This is a genomic window from Paraburkholderia sp. SIMBA_053 (assembly GCF_046534895.1).
GTDB lineage: Bacteria > Pseudomonadota > Gammaproteobacteria > Burkholderiales > Burkholderiaceae > Paraburkholderia > Paraburkholderia caledonica.
Genome location: NZ_JAWRXU010000004.1, coordinates 257,168 through 278,429, shown reverse-complemented (window position 1 = coordinate 278,429; position 21,262 = coordinate 257,168). Strand labels below are relative to the sequence as shown.

At 62.0% G+C, this 21,262-nt stretch carries 18 protein-coding genes and 1 pseudogene; 10 read left to right on the top strand and 9 right to left on the bottom strand.

Going from position 1 to position 21,262, the window contains the following annotated elements; all coding sequences use genetic code 11:
* The first annotated feature begins 4 nt into the window (after positions 1-4).
* The 3 genes from SB753_RS16305 to SB753_RS16295 all read left to right on the top strand — a co-directional run bounded on the left by SB753_RS16305 (position 5) and on the right by SB753_RS16295 (position 3,119).
* On the top strand, positions 5-991 hold the full coding sequence (locus tag SB753_RS16305; protein WP_020068266.1) for an ABC transporter permease: 987 nt from the start codon (positions 5-7) through the stop codon (positions 989-991).
* Between the two features lie 73 nt (positions 992-1,064).
* Positions 1,065-1,862, top strand: a complete 798-nt coding sequence (locus tag SB753_RS16300; RefSeq protein WP_020068265.1) for an ATP-binding cassette domain-containing protein — start codon at positions 1,065-1,067, stop codon at positions 1,860-1,862.
* Between the two features lie 30 nt (positions 1,863-1,892).
* Entirely contained in the window at positions 1,893-3,119 is a 1,227-nt protein-coding gene (locus SB753_RS16295) for an ROK family transcriptional regulator (protein WP_410801054.1), read from the top strand.
* A gap of 21 nt (positions 3,120-3,140) precedes the next feature.
* Here SB753_RS16295 and SB753_RS16290 read toward each other — a convergent pair whose 3' ends face one another.
* Both SB753_RS16290 and SB753_RS16285 read right to left on the bottom strand, forming a co-directional pair.
* On the bottom strand, positions 3,141-6,227 hold the full coding sequence (locus tag SB753_RS16290; protein WP_410800726.1) for a transglycosylase domain-containing protein: 3,087 nt from the start codon (positions 6,225-6,227) through the stop codon (positions 3,141-3,143).
* A gap of 192 nt (positions 6,228-6,419) precedes the next feature.
* Positions 6,420-7,469 carry a LysR family transcriptional regulator gene (locus tag SB753_RS16285; RefSeq protein ID WP_088173368.1) on the bottom strand — a complete coding sequence of 350 codons (1,050 nt, stop codon included), beginning with the start codon at positions 7,467-7,469 and terminating at the stop codon, positions 6,420-6,422.
* A 209-nt stretch (positions 7,470-7,678) separates the two neighbouring features.
* Here SB753_RS16285 and SB753_RS16280 point away from each other — a divergent pair, with 209 nt between their 5' ends.
* From SB753_RS16280 to SB753_RS16270, 3 genes are all read left to right on the top strand, one after another.
* A complete protein-coding gene (locus SB753_RS16280; protein WP_410800724.1) occupies positions 7,679-8,611 on the top strand; it encodes a dihydrodipicolinate synthase family protein in 933 nt (310 codons plus the stop codon).
* A 72-nt stretch (positions 8,612-8,683) separates the two neighbouring features.
* On the top strand, positions 8,684-9,973 hold the full coding sequence (locus tag SB753_RS16275) for an NAD(P)/FAD-dependent oxidoreductase (protein WP_410800722.1): 1,290 nt from the start codon (positions 8,684-8,686) through the stop codon (positions 9,971-9,973).
* A gap of 224 nt (positions 9,974-10,197) precedes the next feature.
* The gene (locus SB753_RS16270) at positions 10,198-10,908 is read left to right on the top strand and encodes a TetR/AcrR family transcriptional regulator (RefSeq protein WP_310069186.1); all 711 of its coding nucleotides are present in this window, start codon (positions 10,198-10,200) and stop codon (positions 10,906-10,908) included.
* Between the two features lie 89 nt (positions 10,909-10,997).
* Here the strand turns inward: SB753_RS16270 and SB753_RS16265 are convergent, their stop codons facing one another.
* Genes SB753_RS16265 through aroQ form a run of 3 tightly spaced genes read right to left on the bottom strand, consistent with a single transcriptional unit; the run spans position 10,998 to position 13,778 of the window.
* Complete coding sequence (locus SB753_RS16265) at positions 10,998-12,365, bottom strand: MFS transporter (protein WP_410800720.1); 1,368 nt, start codon at positions 12,363-12,365, stop codon at positions 10,998-11,000.
* Positions 12,366-12,423: 58 nt separating this feature from the next.
* Positions 12,424-13,314 (bottom strand): shikimate dehydrogenase, encoded by an 891-nt coding sequence (locus tag SB753_RS16260; protein WP_410800718.1) that lies wholly within the window; start codon positions 13,312-13,314, stop codon positions 12,424-12,426.
* 8 nt (positions 13,315-13,322) lie between these two features.
* On the bottom strand, positions 13,323-13,778 hold the full coding sequence (gene aroQ / locus SB753_RS16255; RefSeq protein WP_020068256.1) for a type II 3-dehydroquinate dehydratase: 456 nt from the start codon (positions 13,776-13,778) through the stop codon (positions 13,323-13,325).
* Between the two features lie 462 nt (positions 13,779-14,240).
* Between aroQ and SB753_RS16250 the strand changes: the two genes are divergently transcribed.
* From SB753_RS16250 to SB753_RS16240, 3 genes are all read left to right on the top strand, one after another.
* Entirely contained in the window at positions 14,241-16,124 is a 1,884-nt protein-coding gene (locus SB753_RS16250) for a bifunctional sugar phosphate isomerase/epimerase/4-hydroxyphenylpyruvate dioxygenase family protein (RefSeq protein ID WP_410800716.1), read from the top strand.
* 306 nt (positions 16,125-16,430) lie between these two features.
* Positions 16,431-16,763 (top strand): hypothetical protein, encoded by a 333-nt coding sequence (locus tag SB753_RS16245; protein WP_020068254.1) that lies wholly within the window; start codon positions 16,431-16,433, stop codon positions 16,761-16,763.
* A 164-nt stretch (positions 16,764-16,927) separates the two neighbouring features.
* Entirely contained in the window at positions 16,928-17,188 is a 261-nt protein-coding gene (locus SB753_RS16240) for a hypothetical protein (protein ID WP_020068253.1), read from the top strand.
* A gap of 8 nt (positions 17,189-17,196) precedes the next feature.
* Here the strand turns inward: SB753_RS16240 and SB753_RS16235 are convergent, their stop codons facing one another.
* The 4 genes and pseudogenes from SB753_RS16235 to SB753_RS16220 form a co-directional block, all read right to left on the bottom strand.
* Positions 17,197-17,526, bottom strand: a complete 330-nt coding sequence (locus SB753_RS16235) for a hypothetical protein (protein ID WP_027777611.1) — start codon at positions 17,524-17,526, stop codon at positions 17,197-17,199.
* Between the two features lie 10 nt (positions 17,527-17,536).
* Positions 17,537-18,304 carry an AraC family transcriptional regulator gene (locus SB753_RS16230; RefSeq protein WP_020068251.1) on the bottom strand — a complete coding sequence of 256 codons (768 nt, stop codon included), beginning with the start codon at positions 18,302-18,304 and terminating at the stop codon, positions 17,537-17,539.
* 271 nt (positions 18,305-18,575) lie between these two features.
* Positions 18,576-18,686 (bottom strand): annotated as a pseudogene (locus tag SB753_RS16225) (2Fe-2S iron-sulfur cluster-binding protein); the annotation flags it as partial.
* A 78-nt stretch (positions 18,687-18,764) separates the two neighbouring features.
* A complete protein-coding gene (locus SB753_RS16220) occupies positions 18,765-19,487 on the bottom strand; it encodes a response regulator transcription factor (protein ID WP_027777603.1) in 723 nt (240 codons plus the stop codon).
* Between the two features lie 394 nt (positions 19,488-19,881).
* On the opposite strand from SB753_RS16220, the gene SB753_RS16215 reads away from it, so the two are divergent.
* On the top strand, positions 19,882-21,183 hold the full coding sequence (locus SB753_RS16215; protein ID WP_020068248.1) for an MFS transporter: 1,302 nt from the start codon (positions 19,882-19,884) through the stop codon (positions 21,181-21,183).
* The last annotated feature ends 79 nt before the right edge of the window (positions 21,184-21,262 follow it).

Below are 21,262 nucleotides of genomic sequence, written 5' to 3'. Positions count from 1 at the left end.
CATCATGTCGACTCCTTCCGCTCCCGCGGGCCATCCGCGCCATTTCTCTGACCGTCTGCCGTCGCTTGCCGAAGTCGGGCCGCTCATAGCGCTCGTGCTGGCTTGCGGTTTCTTCATCTCGCAGAGCAGCCGTTTCCTGTCGTTCCAGAACCTCTCGTTGATCCTTCAACAGACGATGGTCGTTGCGGTGATCGCAATCGGCCAGACGCTGATTGTGCTGACGGGCGGCATCGATCTCTCCTGCGGCATGGTGATGGCGTTCGGCTCCATCATCATGACGAAGTTCGCGGTGACGTTGGGCTTGCCACCAGCACTCGCGATTCTGTGCGGAATCGGCGCGAGCACATTGTTCGGCGTGCTCAACGGTGTACTCATTACGCGCATCAAATTGCCGGCGTTCATCGTCACGCTCGGCACGCTGAACATTGCGTTCGCCCTCACGCAGATCTATTCGAACGCGGAAAGCGTGTCGAATCTGCCGGACGCAATCATGTTCTTCGGCAACACGTTCAAGCTCGGACCCGCCGACGTCACCTACGGCACCGTCCTCACATTGCTGATGTATCTGGCCACATGGTTCGTGTTGCGCGACACGGTGCCCGGCCGCCATCTGTATGCGCTCGGCAATAACGCCGAGGCCGCGCGGCTGATGGGCTTGTCGTCGCAGAAGATCCTGCTGACCGTCTACACACTGGCCGGCGCCATTTACGGCGTTGCTGCGTTGCTGTCGGTGTCGCGCACCGGCGTGGGCGATCCGCAAGCAGGCCAAACCGAGAACCTCGATAGCATCACGGCGGTAGTGCTCGGCGGCACGAGTCTCTTCGGCGGACGCGGGTCGATTTCCGGGACGCTGCTCGGCGCGCTGATTGTCGGCGTGTTCCGCAACGGCTTGACCCTGATCGGCGTTTCTTCGGTCTACCAGGTATTGATCACCGGCATGCTGGTGATTCTCGCGGTGGCCGCGGACAAACTCTCTCATCGCCGCGGTTGAGCATTCAATCGCAACCTTATTGCATGGAGCCTGAGTCAGCGCATTGGCTAACTCAGGCCGACAGGAGCCCGTCATGTCGACAACTACTTCCGCTTCCGCCGCGTTGCCCGTTCTGCAGGCGCGTGGCCTCGTCAAACGTTATGGCAATGTGACCGCGCTCGACGGCTGCGACTTCGAAGTGCTGCCCGGCGAGATTCTCGCGGTGATCGGCGACAACGGCGCTGGGAAATCGTCGTTGATCAAGGCACTTTCCGGCGCGACGGTGCCGGACGAAGGCGAAATTCTGCTCGACGGCAAGCCCGTCAAATTCCGCAGTCCGCTGGATGCACGCGCGCAAGGCATCGAGACCGTGTATCAGGAACTGGCGGTCGCGCCGGCCATGAGCATCGCCGAAAATCTGTTTCTGGCGCGCGAGTTGGTCAAGCCCGGCTGGCGCGGTTCGATCTTCAAGATGATCGACAAACGCCGCATGCTTGAAGAAGCGACCGCCCATATGAAAGACCTGCAAATCGGCATTCGCTCGATGCGTCAGGCGGTCGAAACGCTCTCCGGCGGTCAGCGTCAAGGCGTTGCCGTTGCGCGCAGCGCGGCGTTCGCACGGCATGTGGTGATTCTCGACGAGCCCACGGCGGCGCTCGGCGTGAAGGAAGGCAACATGGTGCTCGAACTGATTCGCCGCGTGCGCGACCGCGGGCTGCCGGTGATTCTCATCAGCCATAACATGCCGCACGTATTCGAAGTGGCGGACCGTATCCATATTCAGCGGCTCGGCCGCCGCGCCGCGCTCGTCAATACGAAAGACGTGCATATGTCGGAGGCCGTTGCGATCATGACTGGCGCAAAAGAGGCCGACGTCAAGGCGATTGCATGATGCAATCACATCGCTGAGGGGCTCATGAGCATGGATACCACAGGCATGCGCCCGCCCCTCAAACGCACGGTCGGCTCGAATCAGGTCGGCATGCGGCAATTCAACGAGCGCATCGTGTTGCAGACAATCCGTCTGCATGGACCGTTGCCGAAGGCAGACGTGGGTCGTCTCACGCGTCTTTCGATGCAGACCGTGTCGATGATCGTCGATCGTCTGATCGACGATGGTCTGCTGGAAAAGCAGGCTCGAGTGCGCGGCAGGATCGGCCAGCCGTCGGTGCCGATTGCGTTGCGCGCGGACGGCGCGTACACGATCGGCATCAAGGTAGGCCGCCGCAGTCTCGACGTACTGGCGATGGATTTCGCCGGCCGCGTGGTATGTCGCGACGTGTTCGAGTACCCGTATCCTGATCCGCGCACGCTGTTTCCCGCACTCGAAAGCAAACTCGCGCGCGTGAATCAGGCGCTCGGCGCGAACGCCAGCAAAGTGGTCGGCGTGGGCGTGGCTGCACCGTTGTGGCTCGGCGGCTGGCGCGACTTTCTCGGCGCGCCGCCCGACGCACTAGACGCATGGCACGAGATCGACTTGCGCTCGCGCATCGCGACCATGACGGGGCTGCCGGTCGAATTCGCGAAGGACACGACAGCCGCGTGCGCTGCAGAACTCGTGATGGGCCAAGGGCGCGGCATTCACAACTTCCTGTACCTGTTCGTCGGCACGTTCATTGGCGGCGGCCTTGTGATCGACGGCCGCCTGCACGGCGGCCCGCACGACAACGCCGGCGCGGTCGGCTCTATTCCGCTGCGCGACGGCGGCGCGCGCACACCCGCGCGGCAACTGCTGCACGCGGCCTCTGGTTTCGTACTGGAACGCCTGCTGAGCGACGCGGGGAAACCGGCAGCCGCCGCGCACGATCATCGGGCGCTGGCACCGGAAATGTGGCGGCACACCGAGGAATGGCTCGATACCGCGTGCCCTGCGATTGCCAACGCGCTCACCAGCGCTGCCGCGTTGCTGGACCTCGAAGCGGTGGTGATCGACGGCGAACTGGACCGGCAAATGGTGCGCGAAATCATTCGCCGCACGGAGCGCGTGCTGGACCGATTCGAATGGGAAGGCATGGTGCGCCCGCAACTATTGGAAGGCGCAATTGGTGCCGACGCGCGTGCAATGGGCGGCGCAATTCTGCCGCTCTACGCGCACTTCGCGCCGGTGCACGAACTGTTTCTCAAACCTGCGACAGAAGCCGCATATTGATGTTGACGTACCGCGGCCGCTTCACTGCGCGACAACCTTCTCGACAGAGATAGAAGCGGTCTTTGCAGGCGCAGATTCGAGCAAGGGCTGCAACGCGGGCGCCATCGACTTCAGCAGTTGCACCGAAAGCGCACTCGTGAATTCATAGTGCGCCGCATACGGTTCGTGCACCCACGCGGTCAGCGTGCCATAAAAGCGGTCGCCAATGGCGAATACGAACGTCGCACTGCGGTTCACCTTGCGCGATTCAATGAGGCGCGCGCCCTTGGCGAATACGTTAAAGCGCTGATCGCCCGTACCGGTCTTGCCGTAGACCTCCATGGTCCGGCCGTCCGGGAATGTCATGCCCTGCGCGAGACGCCGCGCCGTGCCGCCAGTCACGACATCGCGCAACATGGCCTTCACGATCCCCGCAATTTCAGGCGAAAGTTGCTGTTGCGGAGCGACGGACGCACGACGGAAATGCGTTTCGTACGGCGTGTCTTTCGCGAAGTCCAGTTGCGTGAGGTTCTCGGTCGGAACCTTGTTGCCGTCGTTTGCGATCAGGCCGATCAGTTGTGCAAGCGCTGCGGGCCTGTCACCGGATGCACCGATCGCAGCCGCATACGAAGGGGTAAGCGTTGCGAACGGATAGCCGAGCGCCTGCCACGACTTGCCGATTGTGTCGTACGCGCGCAGCTCGACCATGCGTTTGATGCGGCGATCCTGCGTTGCGTGATAGCGCGTCTTGAAGAGCCACGAATAAGTCGACAGACGCACATCGCTGCTTGCGTTCTGAATGTCGCTGAGCGTGGCGTTCGGATGTTCGCGCAGATAGTTGAGCGTCCACAGTTCGAGCGGATGCACACTCGATATATAGCCCCGATCGTTCAGATTGAAGCGGTCGATTGCGTACTTCGCGTAAAGGTTCGCGAGGTCTTCGTCGTCGAGCACCGAAGCGGCCGGCGTATTTTTCAGCGCGGCGCGCATCTTCTCGTTGAACCACGCGTTGGACTCGTCGGGCGCAACGCTACGCAACACCGTGGCGATCTTGGGCGGCGATTTGCGCACGCCGAGCAGCAACAGCGCCAATGCCTGCTCTCGCGTTTTGCCGTGATACTTCGTGTAGAAACGATTCATGTACACACGGCTTTCCTGATCGGCGAAACGCGTCAAGTACATTTTGCGGATCGCCGGATCGCCGAGCCATTGCGACGATGGCCCCGTGGTTTGCACCATCTCGTAGTGGACGATATCGCGCATCAGCCGCACGAACACCAGATTTACCGAATGCTGGAACGCACGACGGACAGTAAGAATGCGACCGTTGTCGTCGGATTCGAAGTTGTTGAAGGTTTGCGCGCCACCACCCGTGTAAAAGGTTTCGCCGGGACTCGCGGAGTACTTGCGCTCCACGGCCGCGTCGAGCATGGATTGAAGCGAGCGATCCTTGGTGTGCGAGAGATAGTCCAGCGCCCAGCGTGTCAATTGATCGCTCGGATCGGGCTTGATGGTTTTGAGTTCCGCCGCGCTTCGAGCAGCGTAACGCGCATGCAGCTGGGACACGATCTGCAAATACGTCACTACGGTACGCAGTTTTGCAGTGGATCCGAGGTTCAAACGTGCACCCGAATTAATGTCGAACGGCTGGTTCACGCTGTCCGTTTGCACGCGCACGAGATTCGCTCCGTCGCGCCGCTCGAATAGCGTGAAGCTGTAGGCGATTTTCGACGGATCGTCCGATGCGCGCAGCATTTCAAAGCCGACGAGGCCCGCGGCCTTCGCGCCGTCGCGTGTCGCGGCAGCGGCAAGCCGTTCGCTCACGGCCTGCTGCACCGCGTTGTTGAGCGTGCCGGTGGCTTGCAGATCAAGCCGGTCGAGCTCGTAAAAGCTCGGAATGCCGAGCGCTGCGAGCAGGTTCGAGCGCATCGACGTAACGGCTTTGCGCGAAACGAACGAGCCGGCGTTTTGAACGGGTTTGCCCGCGCGGTGCAAATCGACCGTGGCAGAAAGCGCCGCGTCGCGCAAAGCGGCGGAAATCACGCCGCCATTCGCGAGCAGCCGCAAATAACTGTCGGTCAATCGTTCGAGCTCGGGGTAACCGCGATGCAGGAAATAGGACGGCGCGCGCTGGGCGATCATCAGAGAAAGCACCTGGCGAAATGCCTCGCCTTGCTGCGGCAGGTTCTCTGTGGTTGCAGGAGCGTTCAGTATGCGGTTCACATCCGCGAAATCGCGTCCGTACCACGCGGCGAGACCGTCGCCCATGCCGCTGATTTCACCGACGCCGGGTTGCGCCGCAAGCGGCACCGAATTCAGATAGTGCATGACGATCTGCCGACGCGCGGGCATGGTCTGCGGACCGTTCAGATAGGCACGCACCGAAGCGGACGCAATCTGCCTCAGCTTCTCCGGCGGCGTCGCGGTGCGGCCGCCCGCCGAGTGACGGAATTTCTCGATCTGCGTGGCGAGCGTGCTGCCGCCGGGCGCCGCCTGGTGATGGTTGAATACGCGTGCGCCCTGATCGGCCAGCGCGCGGCTAAAACGCCCCCAGTCGATGGCCGGATTGCGGTTAGGTTGATTCGGATCGAGCAGATAACGGTCTTCAATAAACAGAAGCGAGTTGACGATGACAGGCGGAATCGCCTCGAAGCTGTCGTACACTCGCCCCGGAAAACTCGCGCTAAACAGAGGGGCGCCGGTGCCGTCGAACAGTTGCAAGCCGGCCTGGTCCTTCTCGGCGTACGGCAAGAAAAGGCTTCTATCTGCTATCGAAAGCATGCGCTCTGAATCCCGCGCCTGTGCGGTGACTTCGAAGCCGCGCTGCAGCAAGCGCTGCTGGATTGACGGCAGCAATGCGTAGCCCAGGCGGGTGTCGTACGGACCTTTGTCCGCCTCGGGAAAACGGATGGAATGGCTCGGACCATCGTCTACAGAGAAGGCGATGTCACGCGTGAGTTCGGAGAGGTAATGGGCCTGCAGTCGGGAAGTTTCTATTTCAAGTTCGCACAGGCGCACGACCCACGCCAATCCCAACAACAACGCCGCCGCCAGCGCCCATTTGAACCACTTGCGCACCGAAGCGGTGCCGGTGGCGCGAAGCGGAAATCGAACCGATGGCCGATTCATGACTGCTCTCCCCGAATGGGCGCCAGCCTTTTCAATCCGACGCCCTCAAAGCAGTGTAGCGCGGGGGCACACGCGCAATTGGTTCGGATTTACCCCCAGTGTCGCCGCTACAACACCCGTCGCAAGAACATAGCAAAGCGCGAATTGCCGTGCGATATTCGACGTCTTGTCGCGCTCTGAAAAAACGCTGACTCAGGCAAGTTTTCGGTTCGCAGCTGCATGGGCGAATTTGCGCCCCGGCTTTGGCGTCAGGGTAGACGCCGACCCGGGCGCGCGTTTTGACTGACGGGTTTTTTCCGGCAAGTTCTCCTCTACTTGCATCTGCTGCCGCAGCAATTCCACGAAGCGCTCCGCAGGCGGCGACAGCACGCCGCCTTTACGCGTCACGACGCCGAACGTTTGCGAAGGCGACTTGAGCGCAACCGGCACGCGGCGCAGCATTTTTTGCCGAATAAACATGTCAGCAATGGCGGTCGGCAACAACGACACCAGATCCGCACTGCTCTGCAGCAGCGCGACAGTCACAAAAGTGGATGCAGTGGAGATCGGGTTGTCCGGCATAGCCAGCCCCGCGAGATCCATTTCCCGTTCGAGCAGCGCGTGCAACGGCATATGCGATGGATAAACCACCCAACGGTGATCCGCCAGGTCGCTCAGCTGCACATTCTTTCGCGGCAGCGCCGGATGACCGTACCCGACCACAACGGACAACGGCTCGTCGGCGAGCGGACGATACTGGTATTTCGATGGATCCGCAGCCACGGCGGCTCGGCCGATCACGAGATCCAGGCGGCCGTCGTCGAGTTGAGCGAGCATGCGCGCGCTCGTGTTTTCCACCACTTCGATAGAAAGATTCGGCTGCCGCGCATGCAACTGGTTGATGGCCGGAATCACGCATTCGGGAATCGCGCCCATGATCGCGCCGATCGCAAGGCGCCCGCCGTGCCCCGAGCGGATTTCGGCAACGTCCTGACATAGCGCGGCGAGATCCGTCGCCACGAGGCGCGCGTAGCGGATCACGCAATGCCCGAGCTGGTTCGGGATCATGCCGCTTTTCGTGCGCTCGAAAAGCGGCGCTTCGAACATTGATTCGAGTTCCTGCAACGCTTTGCTTGCGGCCGATTGTGTCATGGACATCATGCCTGCCGCTTTATGCAACGACTTCTGGTCGTCGAGCGCGATCAGCAACTGGAGTTGCTTCATGCGCAGTTTGCCCAGCAGAACATTCAACGTATTTTTCATGAAGACGGCGGGTGAGTCGTAAAAGCGATCACGAGATGGAAACAATTCAATATACCTGCGTGCCGCGCAGTCGTATAGTCGGCGGCAATAAGCACCATGAGACCGCTTAACGCACTTCACGCAGTTGAAGCACTTGAAGCACTTGAAGCGCGAATCGCGACCGACAGAGACACTTCCACCGCCTCATCACATTCCAAAGCGCCCATATCATGACTCGACCCGTTAATCCCGCGGCAATGCGCGGCGTATTCCCCGTTGCGCCCACCATTTTCGACGACGCCGGCCAGCTCGACCTGGAAGGCCAGAAGCGCTGCATTGACTTCATGATCGACGCGGGCTCGAACGGTTTGTGCATTCTCGCGAACTTCTCGGAACAGTTCGCCCTTTCCGACGAAGAGCGCGAGACGCTGATGCACGTCGTGCTCGAACATGTAGCGGGCCACGTACCCGTTATCGTCACCACCACGCATTTCAGTTCGCACCAATGCGCGGAACGCAGCCGCCGCGCGCAAGCAGCGGGCGCCGCAATGGTCATGATCATGCCGCCCTATCACGGCGCAACGATTCGTATCGGCGAGCGCGGCATTGAAGAGTTCTACCGCACGGTGTCCGACGCGATCGATATCCCGATCATGATTCAGGACGCGCCGGTCAGCGGTACGCCGTTGTCCGCTCCGTTTCTCGCCCGTATGGCCAATGAGATCGAACACGTGTCGTACTTCAAGATCGAAGTGCCGCAAGCGGCGAACAAGCTGCGCGAGCTCATTCAGTTGGGCGGCGACGCGATCGTGGGACCGTGGGACGGTGAGGAAGCAATTACGCTGATGGCCGATCTCGATGCAGGCGCAACCGGTTCGATGACGGGCGGCGGCTATGCCGACGGTATCCGGCTGATCGTCGACGCCTATGCTGCAGGCGACACCGAAGCTGCCGCCGCTCACTATCAGCAGTGGCTGCCGCTGATCAACTACGAGAACCGCCAGGGCGGCCTCGCATCGTGCAAGGCGTTGATGAAGGAAGGCGGCGTGATTCGCTCCGACGCAGTACGTCATCCATTGCCTGCAATGCACCCGGCCACGCGTGAGGGACTGCTCAAAATCGCGCGACGGCTCGATCCGCTGGTGCTGCGCTGGGCTCACTAGAAGCGATATCGGCGCCATAGAAGAAGCGGCGCGGCTGGACGCGGACATGCGATTGCCGCTACGCTAGCCGCCATGGAAAGTTTCTACGAAGCCACTGTTACACGCCCGTCCGCCTATGCGCCGCTCGTCGGCCAACATAGCGCGGACGTTTGCATTGTCGGCGGCGGACTTGCGGGGCTGTCGACGGCGCTAGGTCTCGTTGAGCGAGGCGTGAAGAGCGTCGCGGTACTCGAGGCGCGGCAGGTCGGTTACGGCGCATCGGGACGCAACGGCGGCTTTGTGTTCGGCGGCTACAGCCTCGATTGTGCCGACCTGCTGAAAACGCTCGGCGCGTCTCGCGCGCGCGAGCTATATGCGCTTACCACCGACGCCGTCGATCTGATGCGGGCCCGCATCGCGCGATACCGCATAGATTGCGATGTCACCGACGCCGGCGTAATTCTCGCGAACTGGTTCGACGAACCTGCGCGGCTAGAAGCTCAGCGTCGTCTCATGCTCGAATCATTCGGCGTCGACTGGGAACCGGTGGCAGCCGAACATCTGGCGCGCCAGTTGAAAACGCGCCGTTATCACGGTGGCCTGTTCGAGCGCAACGCGTTTCACTTTCATCCGCTGAAATACGTGCTCGGCGTGGCCAATGCAGCGGCCGGCGCCGGCGTGCGGATTCACGAGCAGTCGCCCGTCGTGCATTTGCAGCGCGACGGTGCAGGCTTCGTCCTGCGCACGCCGCAAGGCGCCATCGACGCGCGGCACGTCGTGATGGCGGGCGGCGGGTACGCGCGCAACGTCTACGCGAAAGTGGAGCGCGCGGTACTGCCCATCGCCACCTATGTGATGGCGACCGAGCCCCTCGGCGCACGGCTGCACGATGCGATCGACACGCGCGCAGCCGTCTACGACACGCGTTTCGCGTTCGATTACTACCGGCCGCTGCCCGACACGCGCATTCTCTGGGGCGGACGCATCTCGGTGCGCGACCGCGCGCCGGAAGTCATCGCCCGATTACTGCGGCGCGATCTGCTGAAGGTGTATCCGCAATTGCGCGACGTGCGCGTGGACTACGCGTGGGGCGGTCTCATGAGCTACGCGCGTCACAAGATGCCGCAGATCGGTCGCACCGCGGACGGCGTCTGGTATGCGGTCGGCTTCGGCGGACATGGCATGGCACCGACCACCGTGTCCGGCGAACTGCTGGCCGCGGCCATTGCAGGCGAGCGTGCGGTTCCGGAGGCATTCGCCGCGTTTGGCCTCACGCCTGCTTATGGCGCGCTCGGTCTCGCCGCTGCTCAACTCACGTACACCGCGATGCAAACGCGCGACGTATTCGCCGCGCGCCGCACGCGGGCGCGCGGCTCCGTCTGAAAACACATCGCGCGGGCTGCAAACGCGCGGCTATGTCTGCACAGCTTAATGCGTTGCCGGTGCGGTGTGCCGAGGCAGCGGCACGTCGATGCAGGCGGCTTCCGCTCATGTGCTCGAAACGCTGCCAGACCGCTGCGATATGCCGCCCGTTTCGCGTGAAAACCCCGCGCCAGAGGCCATTTTCGCCATGCTAGAATGCGCGGTCACTGCCGCTCGAATACACAATGAAAAAGGGAAGCAAGGCCGCCGAGCCCGATACCAACGGCATCCCGTCCGACGCGCCGCGCAAAGACGCCCGACGTAGCGACGCCCGCCGCAAGTACGATCCCGAGCAGACGAAGCGCAATATCCTCGACGTCGCCACCCAGGAGTTCTCCGCGATGGGGCTGACGGGCGCGCGCGTCGATGCAATCGCGGAGCGCACCAACACCACCAAGCGCATGCTGTACTACTACTTCGGCAGCAAGGAAGGGTTGTACCAGGCGGTGCTGGAGAAGGTGTACGGCGACATTCGCGAGCTCGAACAGGATCTGCACGTCAGCGAACTCGACCCGGTCGAGGGCATGCGTGCGCTGGTCGAATTTACGTTCGACTATCACGACCGCCAGCGGGATTTCGTGCGCCTCGTCACGATCGAGAACATCAACGGCGCGAAGTATGTCGAGCAGGTGAAGAGCTTCAAAGGCCGCAACGTCACCGTCATTCATACAATCGAAGACCTGCTTGCGCGCGGTATCGCGGCGGGCAAGTTTCGCAGCGACGTCGACCCGATCGACCTGCATCTGCTGATCAGTTCACTGTGCTTTCATCGCGTCGGCAATCGTCATACGTTCGGCACGGCATTTGGGCGCGATCCGTCACATCCCAGATTGCGCGCACGTCATCGCGCAATGATCGTGGATGCGGTGCTGCGCTTCGTTCGCAAGGAAGATTGACGAGCCTCTTATAGTCCACTTTCACGGACGAATGAAAAAAGGGACGTGGCCTGCGCCACGTCCCTTTTTTTTCGCAGTGGAACGAGTGCTCAATCCACCAGCACGATCCGCTTGATATCGCCGACGATAAAGATGTACGACAGCGCGCCAATCAACGCAATCACGCCGATGAACACGAGCGCGCCGACAAACGACCCGGTCGCCGCGACGATAAAGCCGACCACGAGCGGCGTCACGATGCCGGCCAGATTCGCGGCGAAGTTGAAGATGCCGCCGGTCACGCCGAGCAGTCCTTCGGGCGCGATATCGGACACCAGCGTCCAGCCGAGTGCAGCCATGCCTTGCGCGAAGAATGCGACCGACAGGATTGCGATCACCGCGACGTTGCTCTCAACGTAATTGGCCAGAATGATCGTCGAGGCCAGCAACAGGCCGGCGATGATCGGCAGCTTGCGCGCGACGTTGGCGGACTTGCCGCGGCGCAGCAACCAGTCGGAGAAGAGCCCGCCGAACATCACGCCAATCGACGCCGCGATGAACGGCATGATCGCGAAAAAGCCGATCTTCAGCCAGCCCATATGCCGTTCGGTGGCGAGGTAAGTCGGGAACCACGTGAGGAAGAACACGAGCGTCGAGTTGCCGGCGAACTGACCAAGACAGATACCCGTCAATTGACGGTGCTTGAGCAGGCGGCCAATGGTGCGCCATTCAAAGCCGCTTTTCGCAGGCGCCGCAGCAGCGCCGCTATCCTTGTGACGCTGGGTGAGACCGCCACCTGCCTCGATATAGTCGAGTTCCGCCTGATTCGCCGACGGATGATCTCGCGGCTCGCGATACATCAGCCACCAGATCACACCGAACACGATACCCACGCCGCCCACCACGTAAAACAGCGAACGCCAGCCGAATGCGCCCATCAGCATGAACAGGAACGGGCTGAAAAACGCGAGGCCGATATATTCGCCGACAGTGTAGGTGCCAGTCGCCATCGCGCGTTCGCTCTGCGGGAACCACGTCGCGACCACGCGGCTATTGGTCGGGAAACACGGCGCTTCCGAGACGCCGAGGCCGAGGCGAAACACGAACAGTCCGGCAATGCCGTGCACGAGCCCTTGCGCGAGCGTGCACAGGGACCAGAAAGTCATCGACAGGAAGTAAGTGAGCTTGCTGCCGAAACGGTCAAGGAAGAGGCCGCCAGGAATCTGAGAAGCAACGTAGCTCCACGAGAACACCGAGAACAGCAGCCCCATCATTGCAGCGTTGATGCCGAGTTCTTTGGTCAGCTGCGGCGCGGCAATGCCGAGCACCGTACGGTCGAGATAGTTGATCATCGTGCCGACGGCCAGCAACCCCAGTATCTGGTAACGGGCTTTGGAGCGTCGCGCGGTGCTGGCAGTGGTGCTTGCGCCGGCCTGACGCGTCACGTCGGCCGGTCTGGTTTGAGTCGATTGCGGCATGGGGTTGTAGTCTCCTCTCATTGATCGTCTATCGTCGTTTGCCGGTGTGCGCTACCGGTTAGCGTTCCAGCAACGACTGGAAATGCGTGTAGACGCGTTCGGCGTCCGGTTCGAGCCCGGTGAAAATGCGCATTGCGTCGACGGCCTGGTACACCGCCATGCCGCCGCCGCTCAGCGTGCGGCAGCCGAGCGCTTCAGCTGCCTGCAACAGCGCGGTGCGGATCGGGAAATAGACGATGTCGGCCACCCACAGACCGCTATGCAGCAATTCGGCGGGCAAAGGCAGTCCCGGCAACTTGGCCATGCCGGTCGGCGTTGCGTGAATCAGCCCATTGGCGGCCGCGAGCGTCTCTCCGAGCGACGTGCCAGCAGTGACCGTCCGATCCGCAAAGCGCTTTTGCAACTCGGCAGCGAGCGACGCGGCACGAGCAGCGTCGACGTCGAACAGCCTGAGCGTTTGTGCGCCCATGGCGAGGGCTGCGTGAGCGACAGCAGCGCCCGCGCCGCCCGCGCCCAGTTGCACCACCCGGTCAAGCGACACGTCCGGCAAACCGCGGCGGAACGCGCGGGCAAAACCGGACCAGTCCGTGTTGTGCCCGATCCGTTTGCCGTCCTTGAAAAGCACGGTGTTGACCGCTCCCAGCGCACGGGCGTCGTCGGACAATTCGTCGAGTAGCGGAATGACGGCCTGCTTGCACGGATACGTTATGTTCAAACCGTTGTAGCCCATGCGTTCGGCCGCGACCAGCAGATCGGGCAGCGCTGCTACATCGAGCTTCAACGCTTCCAGATCGATTCGGCGGTACACGTAATGCAAGCCGAGCTTGCTGCCCTCTTCCTCGTGCATCGCGGGACTCAGCGAGCCGCCGATGCCCGATCCGATCAGACCGACCAGATAAGAATTTGCACTGGCCTGTGCGTTCGTTTTTGCATTCGCTTGTTCATTCATTGGCACGTTCATTTCGCCGCCCTATTCTTGAGGATGGTGGCCATTCGCTCCAGCGCGAGCACGTAGCCTTGCGTGCCGCACCCGACGATGATTGCATCCGCCACCGCAGACACATACGAGTGATGACGGAACGGTTCACGTCGATGCACGTTTGAAATATGCACTTCGATGACGGGCTTTTCGATTGCGCTGAGCGCGTCGGCGATGGCCACCGACGTGTGCGTGTATGCAGCGGGATTGATGACGATGCCATCGACCTTGGTGCGCGCTGCGTGTAGCCAGTCGATCAGTTGATGCTCGGCGTTCGACTGGCAGAAGTCGATTGAAAGATCGAGGCGTTCACCGGCATCGCGGCAGAGTTTCGCGACATCGTCGAGCGTTTCGGCACCATAGATGGCCGGCTCGCGGGTGCCGAGCAGGTTGAGGTTGGGCCCATTGAGGACCAGTACGGAAGCAAAACTCATGACATCGATCTCCTGTCGACTGGAGTTAGCGCTTCAGCGCTTACTCCAGTCCCATGCAAAGCTGTCGGCGAGAGTTAGCGCTTCAGCGCTTACTCCCGCCCCATGCAAAGCTGTCGACGGGAGTTAGCGCTTTAGCGCTTACTCCAGTCCCATCCTACGCAGTTGCAACAAACTCGAACAATGAAGCGGATCGCGACAGCGCAAAACGCTCCTCAACGTAAAGCGAAGTGTGCTCGCATGAGCCCTCTCCGTCATTCGGGGTTTATACGAATTTGTACCATCTAGTTAGTTTGTATAGACTATCGAAAAATGCGCTTACTATGGACAGTTGCGGCCTGTCGCTTGCTTCACGAGTAACGAACTAGCCCATTTTGCGCGCCGCAACATGGCAGTGGCCGGGCGCGTTGGCTTCAATGGCGCGCGCTCGCAATCTCCGTCCGACTGTTTTTGCAGGAGCTGTTCATGCAACGTTCGATTGCCACCGTCTCGATCAGCGGCACCCTCGTAGAGAAGCTCACCGCGATCCAGGCGGCCGGTTTCGAGGGCGTCGAGATCTTCGAGAACGACCTGCTCTATTTCGATGGGTCGCCCACCGACGTGAGGCGTATCGCCGAAGATCTCGGGCTGCAAATCATGCTGTTTCAGCCGTTCCGCGATTTCGACGGCGTAAGCCCTGAGCGTCTCGCGCGCAATCTGGACCGCGCAAAACGCAAATTCGACGTGATGCATGAACTGGGCACGGACCGCATTCTCGTATGCAGCAACGTGTCGCCGGACACCATCTGCGACGATGCGCTAATGACCGACCAGCTCGGCGCGCTCGCGGAAGCTGCAGAGGCGGCGGGCGTCGTCGCTGGTTATGAAGCGCTCGCGTGGGGCCGGCACGTCAAGACGTACCGGCACGCATGGAAACTCGTGAACGCAGTGAATCACCGCAATCTCGGACTCGTACTCGACAGCTTTCACACGTTGTCGCTCAACGATACGGTGGACGCAATCGCCGACATTCCAGGCGAGCGCATCGCGTTCGTGCAGATCGCGGACGCACCCAAGCTCGCCATGGACGTGCTGGAATGGAGCCGCCATTACCGCTGCTTTCCGGGCCAGGGCGATTTCGACGTAGCCAACTTCACCGCGCAGGTCGTTAAGACGGGCTACAAGGGCCCGCTTTCGCTGGAGATTTTCAACGATGGCTTTCGCGCCGCGCCCACCAACATCACGGCTGCGGACGGACATCGCTCGTTGCTGTTCCTGGAGGAACAGACTCGCGCGTTGCTGCAAGCCGCGCGGCAGCCGGTCGGCGAGCTGTACGAATCGCCCGCGGCGCCCGCGCACGTCGGCTATCAGTTTCTGGAATTCGCCGTTGACGACACCACACGCGCGCATCTCGCCGACTGGCTCGGCAAGCTGCGCTTTCGCCAGGCAGGCCAGCATCGTTCGAAAGATGTGACGCTGTATCAGCACGGTGCCGCTTCGATCGTGCTGAACGCGGAACCGGATTCGTTCGCCAATGCGTTCTTCCAGCAGCACGGCTTGTCGCTGTGCGCGTCGGCGTTTCGGGTGAATGACGCGAATCAGGCTTTCGAGCGCGCCGCCGGCTTCGGCTACGCGCCGTTCTCCGGTCAGATCGGCCCTAACGAACGCGTGCTTCCGGCCGTGCAGGCGCCAGACGGCAGCCTGAATTATTTCGTCGACGAAACACCCGATCAGCCCACGTTGTTCGAAGCCGACTTCGTTCTCACGGACGTCAACGGCCCGTTCGAAGTCGGGCCGTTGACCCGCATCGATCACGTGTGCCTCGCCGTGCCGGCGAATTCGCTCGATACGTGGGTGCTGTTTCTGCGCACCGCCTTCGGCTTTCAGGCGGAGCCGGGCGTGCTCGTGCCCGATCCTTACGGCCTTGTTCGCAGCCGCGCGCTGCGCAGCCGCGACGGCTCGGTCCGAGTGGTGCTGAACGCTTCAGTCGATCACCACACGGCGGTGGCCGAGGCGCTGCATACCTATCACGGCTCCGGTTTGAATCACGTTGCATTCAGCACGAGCGACATCTTCAGCGCGATTCCGGAATTCGTCGCCGATGGCTTGCCGGTGCTGCGCATCCCGCGTAATTACTACGAGGATCTCGCCGCGCGCTACGAACTGCCCGACGACATGCTGGAAGCGCTGCGCGAGCACAATATCCTTTATGACCGCGATGAACGCGGCGGCGAGTTTTTCCACGCTTACACGGAACAGCTCGATCAGCGCTTCTTCATGGAGATTGTCGAGCGGCGCGGCGGTTACGACGGCTACGGTGCAAGCAACGCGGCGGTGCGGCTCGCCGCGCAAGCGCAGCGGCGCAAGTAGGCGGCGCTCGCCGGCGCCTTGCGTGGACAGGGAACGCCAATCGAGATTCACGGCAAGTCGCGTCGCATCGGCCGCCTTGAGAAACGTGGCGGCGCGGGCACGCGTCGTGCGGCATCCGCGGGAGTACGCCCTACGCCCGATATAATGGCGTCTTAAGTCGCGGTCCGCGCCGCGCGGACGCGTCGGTACTCGGGTCGGGCGGTTCAAGCAGGTCGGCTAGGGCGGCGGCTACGCGATAGCAGCGCTCGCGACGCCTCTAGCTCGAACCCGCCCCCACCGTCAGCCGAATGAAACGCCAGGAGAGATATGAAGAAGTTTGCCGTAGTCCTGTCAGTTCCCGTGCTTCTCAGCGCTTGCGCCTACTTTCAGAAGAACCCGGATGCCGGCGAGCCGGTCACGGACACCAATACGCAGCGCTCGGTCAACGATGTCATCGCCTGTCTGACGCAATTGGCGTCGAATCACAATGCCGCGTTCAAATCCACGTCGATTCCGCAAGGCCAGATGCTGGACTTCGGCGATTCGAACATCATCAAGGTGCGCAGCGACAATGGAGCGACCACTTACCGTTTCTATGCGGGCAAACGCCACGTGAACAATCTGTGGATCGAAACGGCGGGGAAAACCTGCGCGCCGTAAGCCGGGGTTGCCCTAGCGGGCAAAAAACGCGGCGCTGTTAAGCGTTGGTAAGGTGCGCCGGTGCCATCTTCGTGTCACGGTGTTACAGGACAATGGGTCTTAAGAATCGTTTAAGACTTCGTCCGCATGATGCCTCGGACACGACCCAGCACGAGGTGCGCACCATGAACCAGCCCGAACCGAATACCAATGACACGCCCGCGCCGGCAAGGCGTCCGACCATCCTGCGGCGCCTCCTGAGCCATCACGAACTCGCGACGTTGCTGCTTTTGCTGCACGCGCCCATCGACGCGTCCGCCAAACCCGAGATTCCGCAACTGCACGAAGCCGGCCTGATCGAAACGATCTCGAACGAAGCGGGCGGCTCGCGCATCCGCCTCACGCCTGAAGGCAATGCCGTGCTGCGCGGGCTGGGCGTCAAGTAACGCACGCTTTACGCCTGCCATACGCCGTACCCTGCTTCGCGTAGTCCAATCGCCAGTTCCACTTCCATTTCCTGTGCGCCGCGATACGGCATGGGATTGAACACTTCATACAGCTCGGGTACAAGGCGCAGGCCATAATCGCGCACATAGCGATTTGCCTGAATGCCGGCTTTGTGCCGGTCGAAGCGCAGATCGGGATCGAGCCCGGTCATCCCCACATACACGCACGGCTTGTCGAACCGGTAATCCGGATTCGCGCGGCGAAAGCGCGCCTCGTTCCAGACCTTGTCGTCGAGTGCGACGACGTACACATAGTAATGATGCTTACGGCGAACCATATGCCGACGCTCAACTCCGCGAAGTGCCGTGCAGCAGCATCCGGTATTCGGTCGGCGTAACGCCGACGGTCGCCTTGAACTGACGCGTGAAGGCGCTGTGATCCGTGTAGCCGCACAGTGCGGCGACGTCGGTGACCTTGTCGTGCGAGACCAGCAGTGCCGTGGCGGCGTCGAGCCGTGTCTTCAGCAGAACCTGGCGCGGAGTCAGATGAAACACCTTGTGAAAATACCGCTCCAGTTGCGCGACGGACATGTCCGCCATCACCGCCAACTGCTTGAGATTCAGCGGCTGCACATAGTTTTCCTGGATGAACTGCACCACTGCGGCGAGCCGGCTATAGGCCGGATGGCTGCTTTCGTCCGCCCGCAGATCGCGTGAAATGCCCGCAAGCCCGACGATCACGCCCGTGGCGTCGCGCAACGGCTGCTTGGTGGTCAGACACCAGCCCGGCTGGCGGCCAGGATAAAGGTGCAATTCCAGCTGATCGATCATCTGGTTGCCGACGTGGATCACCCCCTCGTCCTGCGCCGTATAGATGCGGCCGAAGCGGCGCGGGAACACATCCTCCGCGGTTTTGCCCAACAGCGCCGTCTTTTCCTTGAAGCCGCAACGCGAAGCCAGCGTGCGGTTGACCAGCGCATAGCGCGCGTCCGCGTCTTTCACAAAGAAAACGACGTCGGGCAGCGCGTCGAACACGGGCTCCAACTGCCTGAAGTGCGACAGCATGCCGGACAACGTTGCTTCGTCAGGTGAAAACTGATGAGCCAGCGTGTTCATCGTGCAGGTCCCGTGGGTCCGAGCCGTTTATAAGAGCGCAGGAGTAAGCGCTGCATGCCGGGCGGTTGGCTTGCGGTCGATTCGCGCTGCATGCGCGGTCGATTATAAAGCGGCAGGCTGGCCGACAATATCCGCTCGCCGGACGCGCGGTGCGAGTCAGTCCACCTGCGGCGACTGTGCGCTTGCCGCGATCAGCGTGCCGATTTGCGTGCGATTGAACGGCGGACGGGGCGTCGCCAACGGCCAGCCGAAGTAGACACTCGCGGCCGGGTCATCGAGCGCCCTCTTGCTGCGTGCGTACCGCTTGGCCGTCGCGGCAAAGCGTCTGACACGCGAGCGCGTGCGCGCGGCCGTCGATCACCACGCTGCATTCCTGGCACACGCACGAGACGATGGCGATCTACAAACTGCTGAAAGCGGGACGGCTAGAAGAAGCGCGGACGAGAGCTAACCGCAAAGTTCAGGCGGCCTGCTGCTGCTCGTGTATCGCCTCTTCCTGACGCAGATGCAGCAGCCTGTAGCCGCTCTTATAAACCGGCTGCAACCGGAACTCGTTTTGCGGCTCGATTTCGAGCAACAGGCGCAGCCGCGACACATGGCTGTCGATCGTGCGCGTGAACTCGCGGAATTCACGGCCCCACACCATCGCGAAGATGTGATCGCGCGACATGACGCGGCCAATGTTCGAGAAGAACAGCGAAGCCAGCCGGTATTGCGTGCCGGATAACGATACGGGCTGACCGCGCAGCATGACGATCTGCCGATGCGTGTCGAATCTGTACGGGCCCACGTCGAAGCTCGAGGTGCTGAAGCGGTCCGGGTAGGCGCGCCGCAGCAACGCCGCGACGCGCTCGCGAAACTCGGCGGGACGCACCGGCAGCGCGGTGTAGTCGTCGGCGCCGTTGACGAACGCGCGAACCATACTTTCTTCCGACGTGTCTCTCGACACGAAGATCACCGGCACGCGGTCGCCGCCGACCGCCCGCGCCGTTCTCAACACCTCGGTGCCCGACAGACGGGTGCCATGCCAGTCCAGCACGAGCAGATCCACGGTGGACCGGGCCAGCGTTTTCGACATGGTGAGACCGTCGTCGTAGCCCGCGCAGGTATGGCCGGCACTCGTCAGGATTTTTTCAATCGACTGACGCATGACGGGATCACGTTGAAGAATGGCAATGCGCATGGGATGACTCTTAACAGGTGGCGTGGACGCGATTCTCAAAGGCGCCTGGCCCCTATCCCATAGGATCAATCCGAATTTGACGCGCGCTCTGACGAATCGCATCGACGAGTGGCCGACGGACTACAGCCGCCTTCGCACGACACGCAGGGTTCGTCGCAAGATCCGGGAAATTGCAGGACAGGCGGAACTTTTCCCAATCTAATTAAGCACTTCCCGAAGCGAATCGCTTTCATCCTGTAAAATCCCGCGCTGGCTTCTTTCGTCATCGCGCCGCCCTACCCGGGCCGGTGCGCCGGTGTCCCGCGCTCTACCCAGCCGCCGCCACACTTCTCGCCCGACGATCGCCGTTTTTCCACGCGACACGTGGTTTCCAATTCAAGACAACGACAAAGCAATGCAAGCGACAAATCTGGGTGGAGCGCAGGCTGTCACCCCACGCCCTCTTGGGCGCAGCGACTACAAGACACTCGGCCTCGCCGCTCTCGGCGGCGCGCTCGAGTTCTACGACTTCATCATCTTCGTGTTCTTCGCACCGGCAATCGGCCAGTTGTTCTTCCCGGCCGCGATGCCGGACTGGCTGCGGCAGGTGCAGACTTTCGGCATCTTCGCCGCGGGCTACCTCGCGCGGCCGCTCGGCGGCATCATCATGGCGCACTTCGGCGATCTGTTCGGCCGCAAGCGCATGTTCACGCTGAGCGTGCTGCTCATGTCCGTGCCGACGCTGATGATGGGCCTGTTGCCCACCTACGCGAGCATCGGCGTCATGGCGCCGGTCCTGCTGCTGCTATTTCGCGTGATGCAAGGCGCGGCGGTCGGCGGTGAAGTGCCGGGCGCGTGGGTGTTCGTCTCCGAGCACGTGCCGCAGCGGCACATCGGCTATGCGTGCGGCACGCTGACGGCGGGCCTCACTGCCGGCATCCTGCTCGGTTCGCTGATCGCGTCGGCGGTCAATCGCAATTTCGCGCCCGCCGAAATCGCGGATTACGCGTGGCGCATTCCGTTTCTGATCGGCGGCGTGTTCGGCATGTTCTCCGTCTACCTGCGCCGCTGGCTGCACGAGACGCCGGTCTTCGCCGAACTGAAGCAGCGCAAGGCGATTGCCGCCGAAGTGCCGCTCAAGGCCGTGCTGCGCGACCACGGCCGCGCGGTGATCGTCTCGATGCTGCTCACGTGGATGCTGTCCGCCGCTATCGTCGTCGTGATTCTGATGACGCCGACGCTGCTGCAGAAGCAGTTTCACATTGCGCCGGCCACCGCTTTGCTGGCCAACTGCGTGGCGACGCTGTGCCTGACGATCGGCTGTGTGTTGGCGGGCTCGATCGCCGGCCGCATCGGCGCGGGACGCACTATTTTCATCGGCGGCCTTGCGCTGGCCGTGACGTATTACGTGATGTTCCAGCAACTCTCCGTCGATGCCTCCGCGCTCGTGCCCCTGTATGGCGTGACCGGGCTGCTCGTCGGCGTGATCGGCGCTATTCCGTTCGTGATGGTGAAAGCGTTCCCGCCGGTCGTGCGCTTTTCGGGCATCTCGTTCTCGTACAACGTCGCCTATGCGATCTTCGGCGGCCTCACGCCAATCGCCGTGTCGCTGATGATGAAGTCCAACCCGATGGCCGCGCCGCTGTATGTCGGCGCGATCTGCGTGATCGGTGCACTGACCACGCTGTTCATCAAGGATGCGCCGCAGAAGCGCTGATCCCGCGCGCGCGGTGGTGAAGAGAATGGCGCGCCTTCGGGTGCGCCGTTTTTATTTGCGGCGGCGTTTTCCTGCCCGC

Excerpts from the sequence above, each read along its gene's own strand:
- SB753_RS16270 (WP_310069186.1), top strand. The coding sequence starts at position 10,198 with ATGAAAAAGGGAAGCAAGGCCGCCGAGCCCGATACCAACGGCATCCCG.
- aroQ (WP_020068256.1), bottom strand. The coding sequence starts at position 13,778 with ATGAGTTTTGCTTCCGTACTGGTCCTCAATGGGCCCAACCTCAACCTG.
- SB753_RS16220 (WP_027777603.1), bottom strand. The coding sequence starts at position 19,487 with ATGCGCATTGCCATTCTTCAACGTGATCCCGTCATGCGTCAGTCGATT.
- SB753_RS16285 (WP_088173368.1), bottom strand. The coding sequence starts at position 7,469 with ATGAAAAATACGTTGAATGTTCTGCTGGGCAAACTGCGCATGAAGCAA.
- SB753_RS16250 (WP_410800716.1), top strand. The coding sequence starts at position 14,241 with ATGCAACGTTCGATTGCCACCGTCTCGATCAGCGGCACCCTCGTAGAG.
- SB753_RS16305 (WP_020068266.1), top strand. The coding sequence starts at position 5 with ATGTCGACTCCTTCCGCTCCCGCGGGCCATCCGCGCCATTTCTCTGAC.
- SB753_RS16230 (WP_020068251.1), bottom strand. The coding sequence starts at position 18,304 with ATGAACACGCTGGCTCATCAGTTTTCACCTGACGAAGCAACGTTGTCC.
- SB753_RS16295 (WP_410801054.1), top strand. The coding sequence starts at position 1,893 with ATGGATACCACAGGCATGCGCCCGCCCCTCAAACGCACGGTCGGCTCG.
- SB753_RS16275 (WP_410800722.1), top strand. The coding sequence starts at position 8,684 with ATGGAAAGTTTCTACGAAGCCACTGTTACACGCCCGTCCGCCTATGCG.
- SB753_RS16245 (WP_020068254.1), top strand. The coding sequence starts at position 16,431 with ATGAAGAAGTTTGCCGTAGTCCTGTCAGTTCCCGTGCTTCTCAGCGCT.
- SB753_RS16260 (WP_410800718.1), bottom strand. The coding sequence starts at position 13,314 with ATGAATGAACAAGCGAATGCAAAAACGAACGCACAGGCCAGTGCAAAT.
- SB753_RS16240 (WP_020068253.1), top strand. The coding sequence starts at position 16,928 with ATGAACCAGCCCGAACCGAATACCAATGACACGCCCGCGCCGGCAAGG.
- SB753_RS16215 (WP_020068248.1), top strand. The coding sequence starts at position 19,882 with ATGCAAGCGACAAATCTGGGTGGAGCGCAGGCTGTCACCCCACGCCCT.
- SB753_RS16300 (WP_020068265.1), top strand. The coding sequence starts at position 1,065 with ATGTCGACAACTACTTCCGCTTCCGCCGCGTTGCCCGTTCTGCAGGCG.
- SB753_RS16265 (WP_410800720.1), bottom strand. The coding sequence starts at position 12,365 with ATGCCGCAATCGACTCAAACCAGACCGGCCGACGTGACGCGTCAGGCC.
- SB753_RS16235 (WP_027777611.1), bottom strand. The coding sequence starts at position 17,526 with ATGGTTCGCCGTAAGCATCATTACTATGTGTACGTCGTCGCACTCGAC.
- SB753_RS16290 (WP_410800726.1), bottom strand. The coding sequence starts at position 6,227 with ATGAATCGGCCATCGGTTCGATTTCCGCTTCGCGCCACCGGCACCGCT.
- SB753_RS16280 (WP_410800724.1), top strand. The coding sequence starts at position 7,679 with ATGACTCGACCCGTTAATCCCGCGGCAATGCGCGGCGTATTCCCCGTT.